The sequence below is a fragment of the Halobacillus yeomjeoni genome, from assembly GCF_020171525.1.
In the GTDB taxonomy this organism is placed as follows: Bacteria; Bacillota; Bacilli; order Bacillales; family Halobacillaceae; genus Halobacillus; species Halobacillus yeomjeoni.
The window spans coordinates 109,610-121,814 of sequence record NZ_JAIVAI010000006.1; the positions used below are offsets into that span (position 1 = coordinate 109,610).

Consider the following 12,205-nt stretch of genomic DNA (forward strand, 5'->3'; position numbering starts at 1 on the left):
CAGGTTGTAACATTCTTTTAGATGGATAGACAGTTATTAGGGAATGGTTTATACTTCAATGTGTCTAAATCAATCGTTGAGGTGTTCACCTATGAATAAATTAATGGATAAAGAATTTTATACAAAGCTCTTGCTTTTGTTTGTCATATTGCAGCCTGTCCTGGATATCCTTACATACGTATCCATCAAGGCGCTGGATTCCAGTTTGACGATCGGAATCATCGTGCGCGTCTTGTTCATGGGGCTGTCCTTATGGTTCATCGTGTTCGGCAATAATAGCTGGTTGAAAAAATATGTGCTCTATTATTTAGCAGCGATCGCCATCGTTTATGGAATAGGCCTCGGGTACAACTTCTTCGCAAAACCCGTCTTCAATCCGTTCCTTGAACTGCAATTCCTTGCTAAGACTGTCTATTTTTCAATTATGCTTTGTGCCTATCTCTTATTGTTTACCACAATCGACAAAGTCTCATTCGTCCGATTGCGTGTATTGAAAACCATCTATATAGCGATGTTGATTGTTTCGATCACCCTTGTCATAGCCATCATCACCGGTACATCTTCTGCCACGTATGACTGGAACAAGTTCGGTTTCAAAGGCTGGTTCTATTCCGGTAACGAATTAGGATCGATCGTAGCCATCAGCTTTCCGCTTACTTATCTGTTCGCCCTTTATAAAGCACAGGATAAGAAGAAAATCATATACTTCCTGCCCGTCTTCCTATTGGCAACTATTTCAATCTTGATCGGGACGAAGGTTCCTTATTTCGCCGTACTCGGGGCAGCGATCATCGTATTCGGCAGTTATGTGGTTTATTGGATTGTCCAAAAGTTGAAAAAACAAAAAGAATCCCTGCTCAACATGAAACTGATCATTTCATTTATCTTCCTCGTGCTTTTCCTGGCAGCGACACCATTCTCGCCAACGTTCTCAAATGTCTCCGGCGATATGGGAGCCATTGAGGAGCAGAAGAAAGAACAGAAAAAGCAGTCAGAAGATGAAGCAGAAACCGGGCAAGGTGGAAGTCAAGATGATCCGGAAGTAACCAAGGAAAAAACGAACTTAATGGATTCTAAAATCTTAGTCATCATCTTAAGCTCACGGAACTTGTACTTCAGTGAGCTCTATGAAGATTACACCGAAGCGGATGTGGTCCAGAAACTTTTCGGTATGGGATATGCGGGTAATTACCATTCCTATGAAGATCCGAAATTGATTGAAATGGACTTTTTCGATCTCTTTTTCTCTTTTGGAATTTTAGGTATGATTTTGATCCTGCTTCCTTTCCTATTCATTATCGGTATGTGCATCAAACTTCTGTTCCTGGTCCCAGGCAAGCTGCTGCACCCTGAAAATATGCTCATCCTCTTGTCCATCGGCTTCGGAACAGGCATTGCATTCTTAGCTGGACATGTCCTTTATGCGCCAGCTGTCAGCATTTACCTTGCAATCTCGATCGTTCTGCTGACTATAAACATTTTGAAGATGAATAAAGACTATCGTGAAGCGAAAGCTTTAAAATAAGTCAGGAGTCAAAACTATGAAAAAGAATGTATTACAAGTCGGACCTCTGCCTCCCCCCATCGGAGGCATGTCCGTTTTTTTACAACAATTGAAGAACTTCAGAAGTGAAAAGTATTCCCTTGATTTCTTCAACATCTTTCCGAAAAAAGACACGCGCGTGAACAAGGCGGTTCATAATGGATTGATACTGGGAAAGTTCTATTATGCTTTGAAGAAAAAACAACCGGACCTTGTCCACGTCCATACCGCCGCCTACCGCGCCTTTACAAAAAGCCGATATTTGATTGCAATGGCTAAATGGATGGGGTTTCCGGTCGTTCTTCACATCCATAGCGGCAAATTCATTGAATTCTACCGTGAATCATCCTCAGCTCATCAAAAGAAAATGGTGGAGACATTAAAGAAATGTGATCGTATCGTCTGTTTATCTCCAATATGGAAACAGCAATTCATAAAGACATTTCAAATTGAACCAGAGCGATTTCATATCGTTCCCAATGCCATATTCGTAGATCAGTTCAAGGATGTGAGGCCTCTTCCACCTGAACAAGGGAAGGTGGTCCTTTTTGTCGGGAAAGTAGGAGAAAACAAAGGGATTCTGGATATCATCGAAATGGCGAAAATATTGAAAAATCATTCAGATGTGAAATTTCTAGTAATGGGAAATGGTCCCCTCGACCATCATTTGGAAATGGAAATCAGGAAACATGACTTGAATATCGAACAGTTGGGAACGTTGCATGGCACAAAAAAGGCTGAGCAATTCAACCGTGCGAATATGTTCATCCTCCCTTCTTATTTCGAAGCGCTCGGTTTATCAAATTTAGAAGGGATGGCAGCTGGCCATGTCGTCCTTTCGACTCGTGTCGGAGCTGTCCCGGATATCATCCAAGACAGCAAAGAAGGTTATTTATTCAAGCCTGGGGATGTCGATGCATTTGTTAAGAAAATATTAGAACTGGAACCTGAAACCATGCACCGGATTTCCGAACACAATAAGGAGCAAGCGTGGAAGTATGACTTTTCTATGTTGAATAGGAACCTGGAATATCTATATGAGGATATGCTGGAATAGAAAGCAGGCTGTTGAAGCCTGCTTTTTTGTTGCTACCTTTATCGGTGATTTTTCAAATTATCAGGGGCGGGAACCGATAAATAAGCGAAAGGATTTTTCTCGACCAAAAAAAAGAGCTGGTCAAGGACCAACTCTTTCAATCATGCTTTCTTCGCTTTTCGACGGACAAATTCCACCACTCTGTTGAATCCTTCACGATAGAAAAGATATAGGCCGATGACATAAGCGACTGCTCCTACCGGGATGAGAATCATCATCTGGAACAAGGAATACAACTCATGTATCGGGGTGAAAAATTCTATCAATAGAATCGGGACTGCCATGATCGCCGTAGGTATCGTAACCTGCACGATCAGCTTCAGCAGACGAGGCATTTCACCTGCAGGCATCTCTTTATAAATCGAAATACTTACAAAGGTGATGTAATAAAATGAAACGACAGTACTGGAAAGGGCCAAGCCAGGATATCCTATCCACTCGACAAAGAGGAAGTTCAATATGACATTTGCAATGATCGTCGTCGAACTGATTTTCAACAATTGTTTCGTTTCGCCAAGTGCATACATCGCTTTGATTGGAATCAATAACAACCCTTGCGTTACAACTAGAGGGATATAGTAATACAGGACAGTCACAGTATTTTGAGCATCAACCGCTGAATAAGCACCACGTTCGAAGATGAATGAAATCGCCTGATCAGCGAGCAGCAGCAATCCTGCAGCAATCGGCATCAATGTGAGCAGGCCGATTTGATAGCCCATGTGGAGTGTGTCCTTGAACTTATCTTTTTGTTCATTTTGTTCCGAAAGCAACGTGAATATGATAGCGACTACTGTGGATTGAAAAATCGCACTCGGAATACTCATCAACAAAGAAGCATTGTTCAAGTATGTGACCGCACCACTGACTGTACTGGATGCGAATGTCTTATCGATGAATACATTGATGTGCCCCACCGAAGCATGGAGGATGGATGGAACGAATAATACGATGAAAGTTTTGGCAAACGTTTTGTTGATGTTGAACGTCAGCGTCCATCGATACCCATACTTGTATAAATAGTAGACTTGCAGGGCTAAACCGATCGCAAGACCTGTAATAAATCCATAGGCGATGCTATAGATCCCCCAAAGATCTGAGAACAGGACGATGAAAACAGTCGCCATACCTGTTCCAAGCAAGTTTACGATCTGGTTCGGAACAAAGCTTCTGACCGCCTGTAAATAGGACTCGAGTACACTCGTCAATCCGATAATCACTGTAAACAGGAAGAAGAAGCGCGTGATACGAATCGCAACCATTTCCGTGGTCTCAGCCATACTTCCATAAATCAATATGATGTAAGGCGTAAAGACATAAGCGAGTCCGCCTAGAACGACAAACAAGACAACCGTATAATTCAACATGCTGTTTGCATTCCGTTCTGCTTCTTCAGGGTCTTTCCTTTGATTTTTCTTATATTGTGGGAGGAAAACCGAATTGAATCCATTTTTTATCAAGGTTTTCATAAGGGTTACAAAAGTAAAAGCCAGTATGAATCCATCGGTATAATCGGTTGCACCGAATTCCTTCGCGATGAATACTTCCCGGACAAACCCGATCACCTTCAGGACTAAAGCGAGCAAAGTAGTCCATATGGCAGCTTTCTTCAACTTTGACATGCACACATACCTCAAATTTCTATGATGATTTCATATCTGAAAAAACTATCAAATAGCTTAGCACGTTTCCTGTAAATTGTATAGCTTGTTTTGCTAGATGAAAATCCACCAGATTTGTCAGTAATCACATCAAGCACGTCTCATTGAGGTTACACTTTTGTATGCCACGTTCAAAAATCCGAAGCTTAAAGAGAAGGTTTATGGGAGTGGAGGAGTTAGGAGTTTACATCGAACTCCTCAATACCATTATTGGATAAGGACTAGAGAAGAATCCTGCTTTTTCTTCTTTAACACAGGGGTGAATCATAAAGATAGATTTTCTGCCACATTCAATAAAAATATCTAAAACTTCCCCTTCCAAAATCCTATCTGTTTTTTGAATTAAGCCATATGAAGATAATGAAAAATCCCCGAATGATTTCTCCTATGAATGCCCTCGATATTTTTTCCGTCTTCCCCTCAAATAAGTCAGTCAATCATAGATAAATAGAGCGTTTTCCTGCAAATCATGGTATAGTTAAATAAATTTATTCATAAAACTTTACGAACATTCGGTCGTTAATCTTTGAAAGAGGTGGTATGGATGGAAACAAAACGCAGGATTATAGAATCTGCTTTAGCAGAGTTCGGGTATGAGGGATTCCAAGGGGCATCGATAGCTAAAATCGCTAAACAATCCGGCATAGCTAAATCCTCAGTTTACAGCCACTTTTCAAGTAAAGAAGAAATTTACGTAGCCGTCCTGGATGGAATTGTATCTTTCTGCCGAAGATTAGTGGATCAATTTGAAGAAGATACACATGAGTTCCATGCGCGGGAACGCCTGCATCACGCTTTAAATAATATCTACTACACTGCCTCTCAACAAAGGTATATGATTCTCTTCTGGCATAAGTGCCTGATGTCACCTCCTGAAGTCATCGAGCATAAAGTGCGGGAAAAAACAGATACCATCAACCAGTTGTTCAAATCCTATTATCAATCGATTATAGAGGCAGGGATACAAAAAGGAGAAATCAATTCACCTTTTACATCAAATCAGTTGTCGAGCATGTTTCAAGGATTGGTCCAATCCGTGTTACTTGGTCAGGTGATGGACAAAGAAACACCAGCGGATGAAATGTTGAACCACCTGTTTACCTACTACTGGAATGGCATCCACCCTTCGTTTGTTGCCTGGACATCCACCAACTTAGTTAAGGAACTATAAAATGTAAGAGGGATAAGAACTTGATGAATAATCCATCAATGTTCTTTTTTTTTTGCTTTGTTCATGTTTTTTAAGTGAGTTTCATAAATGGAAAATTTCAAAAAAAAGGTGAACATATCTACCAAACACATTAATAGGTCTTTTGGCACTGTTCACTATAATAGACGTAGTGGTAAGTTACTTACAAATAATGTCGGATTTTTCCGATTATATTTTTGACAATAAACGTCCGAATGGTCGTATGTATATACACCGGTAAAAACAGGAGTGGAGGTATAAAAAAAGCTGAGCTTTGGATATTGCACCGCGTGTAATCAGTAGAAAAAATTAGGGAAGTTCCACAACTTATATATGATCATCTCACCTATTCGGACTTTATTATCAGTTGACTCATTAGGAGGGAAATGAATGAAGGAGGATGCAAACAAAGTAGAACTTACAGGGGACTGGGAGGAAATAGCCGTGTATGCTTCCGAGAACCACTGTAGCAAAGAATTGTTCAAGCAATGGCTGGATAACAAAAAATACACTAAAAAAAATTCTCCGCACTTAAAAATTGTGAAAACAATTCATTCCGAATGAACACTCCTTTTACAGTTATGTTCCTACTCAATACAGGATACGAAAATTTCTTAATCATCAATAAGCTCCACGCCTCTCTGAATTCGAGTCACCTTTTCGTGGTCTTCTGACTCAAAATTAATATCGCCGTTACACACTAGCAGCGCTTTATCATCCATGCTCACTTAAACAACCGACCGTTCGTTTTTTAAACGTACTATACCTTACTTAGAAAGAGGGGGGAGTCTAGTGATTGGAGATTTTATCATCAACGCATCCATCCTGGTGACGTTTTTGTTCATCTACTTTCAGCTCCTACAAACGTCATTCATCAAAAAACAGAAAAAAATGACAAAAACGATTTTTATAGGGGTAGCTGGCGGCATTCTTACGCTTCTTCTCATGACATTCTCCATTCAAGCCAATGACACCACCATTATCGACTTAAGGCATATTCCTCTGCTTATCTCCACCATTTTCGGAGGATGGCTGTCTCTTTTCATCACTTGGTTCGCAAATATTACTATACGATTTTCAATGGGAATCACCCCCTCTTCAATTTCTAATCTCATAGGGATGACTCTTATTTCGCTGGCTTACCTTGCGATTCATTTCAAAGTCCATAATCTGTGGAAAAAAACATTTTTAATGATTCTTACTTCCAATACTATTTTTTTGATTTTGACGTATTCCTTGATTCCAGACAAAGTCTATTTCATACAGCTGAACTTGATTTTTTGGCCTACGCTTTTCGGAGCAGGATTTTTCACTGTTTACCTTTTTGATTTCATGAAGAAAATCCACCACAAATATGATGAGTATGAAAAGTTTGCTGTCAGGGATCCATTAACAGGACTATTTAATATTCGTAAATTTGATGAAAAGATGAATGAATTGACTCAAGGGAAAGAAATGATGCCTTTCGCTTTGATGGTCATCGATATCGATTATTTTAAAAACATCAATGATACGTATGGTCACCCGAACGGCGACATGGTTCTCGCACAGCTTGGCAGACTGCTTCAGGATTCATGCGGGACCACCAATTTCGTTTTTCGGAACGGAGGAGAGGAGTTTACCATCATCATGCCGGAATGTCTCCATCACTCGGCTAAAGCGGTGGCGGAGAAATTAAGAAAATCGATTGCGGATCATCGTTTTGCAATCGATCATGAAAGAAAATACATCACTTTGACCGTTTCGATCGGGGTTGCCCTCTTCCCATATTCATCAAAAAACACAGACGGATTGTACAAACTTGCTGACCTGGCATTGTATGAAGCCAAAAACAGCGGTAGAAATCAAGTGAAAATCTCCCACCCTGGAGCTGATTCAGTTCCATTGAAAATGCAGGCATCCAGTAAATAGAACTCCAGCTTATGAACGGTTCGCTCTTCGATTGTTCGACAAAACCCCTACCCGATCAGAGGTAGAAAGGAGTGTTGACCTTGGAAATGTCTCTAGCACACAATACGGCCTTACTTTTGCTTTCACTATCGTTAGGTATCTTGACTTCTTATGTATCTCTCTTTTTTGCTAAACGAGCAATTTTCATGGGACAGTTGGAACGTGTTGCTTGGTTGATTGGTCGTGCTATCGGTTTCAGCGGTGTCGTCTGGCTGATTCACTTTCTCGTGATGATCGTTTATGGAATGAAGATGGCCATCACAGATCGTCCTATTATTTTATTCACAAGCGTAGGTGCTTCTGCACTCTTCAGTTTTTCTGCATTTTACTTGATGAGTTCGAAAAAAAGCTTCAAAGGCCAAACGATTATATCGACAGCTTTGCTTACATCCAGCATCTATGTCATCAACTTCTTTTGTGAAAAATCTGTAAACCTGCCTGCTCTGTACACGCTTTTCCCGGAAGTCGCCATTCCACTTTTCTTTTTAACCACAGGGACCATTTATATGGCACTGCGCATCTTTTTCATTTATACCAAGGAAAAAGACAAACGAAAATTCGGATGGATGACTGCGTTAATGATCGGTCTGACTATTTTCAGTTTTAATGTCATACGGACTGGGACAGTGAATTATGATATGAATGGTACTCCTTTTCCGGTTACCGGGGTGATCGCCATCAATGAAAATTCACTGATTTTCTTATTGTTCCTAGGGTTGTTTACCATGATGAGTTTGATGGTTTCCATCCTCAGCTTCGAAAAAAAACTCGACCATACCAAAGGCAAGTCCAAGTTTGCGAATCAAATGTATCAATCGATTATTCATGCGGCGAACGATGGGGTCTTCACCGTAAACCCTGAAGGAAAAATCCTTTCTTGGAATCAATCCGCTGAACGAATCTTCGGTTACAAACAATCAGAAATTGTCCACTCTCAAATCAGCAAGATCATCAATTCAACGATGGAAGAAGTCTGCCAAATGAGACAAAAGTCAAAGCAGAAAGCATCCGGGGATTTTTCTTCTGCGGGTACCATTGAACTGGTCGGAAAGCATTCAGTCAATGGTGAATTCCCCATCGAAGTCTCGATTTCAACGATTGAGTCGGAAGAAGGATATGTGTACACCGCAATCATCCGGGACATAACCGAACGTGAGATGAACAAACAAAAAATCGAAGCTTTAGTGTATACCGATCCATTAACTGAACTTCCCAACCGCCGTTTGATCCAGGAACACCTGGCTTCATTGATCGAAGATACCGAAACACGGGACAGGCAGATTTCCGTCATGTTCATCGACTTGGATAAGTTCAAACACGTCAACGATATTCACGGACATAGAGTTGGAGACAAATTGTTAATTGAGATCGCTTCAAGAGTACGGGCATGCTTAAAGGATGAAGGCATGATCGGACGGCTTGGTGGCGACGAGTTTCTTGTCATCCTCCCCAACACCACCCCATTTGAATCAAAAAGCATCGCCAAGAAAATCATTGATGCCATTAACCTTCCTGTCGAAATCGAAGGGGCTGAGTTGTTCGTATCCTGTTCAGTCGGCATCAGTCTTTTCCCGGAAGACGGGTCTACAGCAGGCGAATTGATGAAGCATGCAGATACGGCCATGTATAAATCCAAACAATCCGGCGGGACCCAGTCCTGTTTTTACACCAACGAAATGGAGCAGAAAATTTCCAGGAAAGTTTTATTGGAATCAGGTCTTCGCAGAGCTTTAGAAAGAAACGAAATGAAGGTCTATTACCAACCCCAAGTCGACAGAGATGGTAAAGGTATCATCGGAGTTGAAGCCTTATTGAGGTGGACACATCCAGAGCTTGGGAATATACCCCCTTCGGAATTCATACCAATCGCTGAAGAAACGAAGCTCATCATCCCGATTGGTGAATGGGTGCTGGAACAAACCTGTCTGCAGCTAAAGGAATGGAACGATAAAGGAATTGTTATCAATCGGATAGCTGTGAACATCTCGACCATACAATTTCATAACACAGGTTTCGTGCAGATGGTCAGGAGAAAAATCCACAGCCACAAGCTTCCCCCTTCAAGCTTTGAATTGGAAATCACAGAAAGTGTAATCCAAGATTCCTTTACGGCGATCCCGATTATGAAAGAAATTAAAGCGATTGGCTGCAAGTTATCGCTTGATGACTTCGGTACAGGATATTCTTCTTTGCGGTATTTGAAAGATTTCCCACTGGATACGTTAAAAATTGATAAGTCGTTCATCCAAACCGTTTTATTCAGTGAAAAAGATCAGGCGATAGTGGATACGATTATCAATATGGCGGCACAGTTAGGTTTGAAAGTCATTGCAGAAGGTGTGGAAACGGAGGATCAACTGGAATACTTAAAAAAGAATATCAATATTGGATATCAAGGGTACTTGTTCAGCCCGCCCATGGACGCAGGTAATATTACGACCAGTATGATTTTTACTGAAGTAAAGGGCAGTCAAAGTATGATTAGAGAAGACCATTCATAAAATAAACTAACAAAAGCGCCTGTAGAACAATCTACAAGCGCTTTTTCTATTTCAACGTCTTTTTCAAACGCCGATTGACTTTGAATAAAAAGTATCGGACACGTTCCCATTGACTCGGTTCAGGAATCCTTCTCCCCAGCCCTTCATCTTTCGTATACTTGCATGGATTACAAAGACCACATGGTTCGCCACGTTTATTAGGTGTGTGACAGAACCAGGTTTGTTCCATGATATGAGAATACCCACGCTGCTTAGCGCTTTCTTCCATCTGCAATTTCGTAATTCTCAACAAAGGGAACCTATACTTCTTAAATATCACGAATGCAGGATGAGAAGGTTCATCGACAACTTTATAATAGAAGTCATCGCCGTCTTCGACTTTAACGACATCATTTTCAATCATGCCCTGGACTTTGTCGTCATGGTGGACAGAGAGTTCCAGCGTATCCATATCGACGGACTCAGCATATCTCCCCAGCCAGTCATATTGATCACCCAGTCGGAATTCCTGTTGCAGTTTTTTATATTCCTCTGTGAATGCTGGATCTCGAGGTATATCTTCTTTCTTTATCTTTATTGTAGGTAATATCCGCTCTTCTGCTTCTGGAACTTTTTCAATAATCATACTTTTGATTTTTTCCATGGTCTCCCATTCCTTCTCCGTGGAAGGGCGCACGGGATCAAAAACATAATACGGCTGGATCGTCTTCTTTTGATCCAACACCAAGTTCAGAACCCGGTACGTCGAGTCCCAGCCGCCTGTCCAAAGTACATCATTTGCCATAACCGTGACCTCCTGATATGTATTCTTCTGTTTACTACCATTCCCTATAAGTCTGCCTATAGTCAGAGTTTTCATAGGTCTTTACCTTCTGAGAGTAACATAAAAAAACAGTCAGAAGAAATCTGACTGTTTTACGCTTTTTCTTTTTCCTGTGATTTTTTCTCATTTTTTGAGATCAAATTGATCAACGGTCGTTTGCCTTTGTAAACTACACCTGTCATTTCCGCGAACAAATGGAGCATCAGCAGTAAAATGAAGGTGATGATCAATGATATTCCAAATGACGTTAGTGAAAAAAGAATCGCAAGCAGGCCGAACAAAGCACTGTAGCCATAAAGAATCAATACTGTCGTGCGATGACTGAACCCTGCCGCTAAAATTTGATAATGAATGTGCTTGTTATCCGGCATCATGATTTTCTGCTTGTTGATAATTCGACGTAAGATGGAAAACAGCGTATCAAATACCGGAACGGCAAGAACAATGATTGGAATGACAAAACTGAACAGCGTCACATTTTTGAAAAGACCGACCATGGAAATGACAGCCATGGAATAACCGAGGAACAAGGAACCAGTGTCCCCCATATAAATTTTGGCCGGGTAGAAATTGTGGAACAAGAAACCAAGGTTACTACCGATAAGGACGACGCACAAGTACACGATGGTCACTTGAGGTTCCAGGGCCAAAGCCATGACGGATATGCTGATCAGGGAGATAGTTGATACCCCTGTAGCGAGTCCGTCCAACCCGTCGATCAGGTTGATTGCGTTCGTAATCCCCAGTATCCATAAAAAAGTGAACAGGATACTGATAAAATCATTCAATGGAACCATTCCGATAAAAGGAATACTGATTATATCTATTTTCAATCCTGAGATGATCAGCACTCCGGCTGCAGTCACTTGACCAGCCAGTTTAAAAATCGGTCGAATTTGATAACGGTCATCGAATAAACCAGTCAGTACGATTATGACCGCACCGATGCATATCGGAATGAAATAAGGCATCTCCGGCCGGATATAAATCATACCTGCAACGACACCACCGAAGATGGCTAAGCCCCCCATACGGGGAGTGATCTCCGTGTGAATCTTTCTCAATTCCGGATAGTCCATCATCTTCCATTTGGCTGCCAGCTTTATTACTGGAAAGACCAGCAAATAGCTGACGAGCATGGATAATGCGATAGCTATTGCGATATCCAAATATATATTCATAGAATCCTACCTTACTTTTTTAAGTCATAACATTTACGCGCATTCATTATATCATACAGAATGAGAGAATAAGTCGTACCTAATCTTTATTTTTCCCTTGTTTTGGTGAACAAAACGTACTACATGAAAAACAAGCAGCAGTACATTCCATACAAACCATTAACTGGTAATGACTGCTATATGTTGCAAATAACAATGTTTTTAAGTTTGTTATATTTAACACTTTCCAATCAAAAGCATTGAAAGTATTCATTCAGTATC

At 40.9% G+C, this 12,205-nt stretch carries 9 protein-coding genes; 6 read left to right on the forward strand and 3 right to left on the reverse strand.

Features of this window, described 5'->3' with window-relative positions; all coding sequences use genetic code 11:
* The first annotated feature begins 91 nt into the window (after positions 1–91).
* Complete coding sequence (locus LCL89_RS14355; RefSeq protein ID WP_224810659.1) at positions 92–1,525, forward strand: O-antigen ligase family protein; 1,434 nt, start codon at positions 92–94, stop codon at positions 1,523–1,525.
* A gap of 16 nt (positions 1,526–1,541) precedes the next feature.
* Positions 1,542–2,600: a glycosyltransferase family 4 protein gene (locus LCL89_RS14360; RefSeq protein ID WP_224810660.1), complete on the forward strand. Its 1,059-nt coding sequence runs from the start codon at positions 1,542–1,544 to the stop codon at positions 2,598–2,600.
* A 140-nt stretch (positions 2,601–2,740) separates the two neighbouring features.
* Here LCL89_RS14360 and murJ read toward each other — a convergent pair whose 3' ends face one another.
* The gene (gene murJ / locus LCL89_RS14365) at positions 2,741–4,261 is read right to left on the reverse strand and encodes a murein biosynthesis integral membrane protein MurJ (protein WP_224810661.1); all 1,521 of its coding nucleotides are present in this window, start codon (positions 4,259–4,261) and stop codon (positions 2,741–2,743) included.
* 583 nt (positions 4,262–4,844) lie between these two features.
* Between murJ and LCL89_RS14370 the strand changes: the two genes are divergently transcribed.
* The 4 genes from LCL89_RS14370 (at position 4,845) to LCL89_RS14385 (ending at position 9,940) form a co-directional block, all read left to right on the forward strand.
* A complete protein-coding gene (locus tag LCL89_RS14370; RefSeq protein WP_224810662.1) occupies positions 4,845–5,471 on the forward strand; it encodes a TetR/AcrR family transcriptional regulator in 627 nt (208 codons plus the stop codon).
* 408 nt (positions 5,472–5,879) lie between these two features.
* Positions 5,880–6,053: a hypothetical protein gene (locus LCL89_RS14375; RefSeq protein ID WP_224810663.1), complete on the forward strand. Its 174-nt coding sequence runs from the start codon at positions 5,880–5,882 to the stop codon at positions 6,051–6,053.
* 228 nt (positions 6,054–6,281) lie between these two features.
* Entirely contained in the window at positions 6,282–7,400 is a 1,119-nt protein-coding gene (locus LCL89_RS14380) for a diguanylate cyclase (protein ID WP_224810664.1), read from the forward strand.
* Positions 7,401–7,486: 86 nt separating this feature from the next.
* Entirely contained in the window at positions 7,487–9,940 is a 2,454-nt protein-coding gene (locus tag LCL89_RS14385; RefSeq protein ID WP_224810665.1) for an EAL domain-containing protein, read from the forward strand.
* Positions 9,941–9,986: 46 nt separating this feature from the next.
* Here LCL89_RS14385 and LCL89_RS14390 read toward each other — a convergent pair whose 3' ends face one another.
* Together LCL89_RS14390 and LCL89_RS14395 are read right to left on the reverse strand one after the other, a co-directional pair.
* Positions 9,987–10,724, reverse strand: a complete 738-nt coding sequence (locus tag LCL89_RS14390) for a 7-cyano-7-deazaguanine synthase (protein ID WP_224810666.1) — start codon at positions 10,722–10,724, stop codon at positions 9,987–9,989.
* Between the two features lie 131 nt (positions 10,725–10,855).
* Positions 10,856–11,944, reverse strand: coding sequence for a glycosyltransferase family 4 protein (locus LCL89_RS14395; protein WP_224810667.1), 1,089 nt, complete (start codon positions 11,942–11,944; stop codon positions 10,856–10,858).
* Between the last annotated feature and the right edge of the window lie 261 nt (positions 11,945–12,205).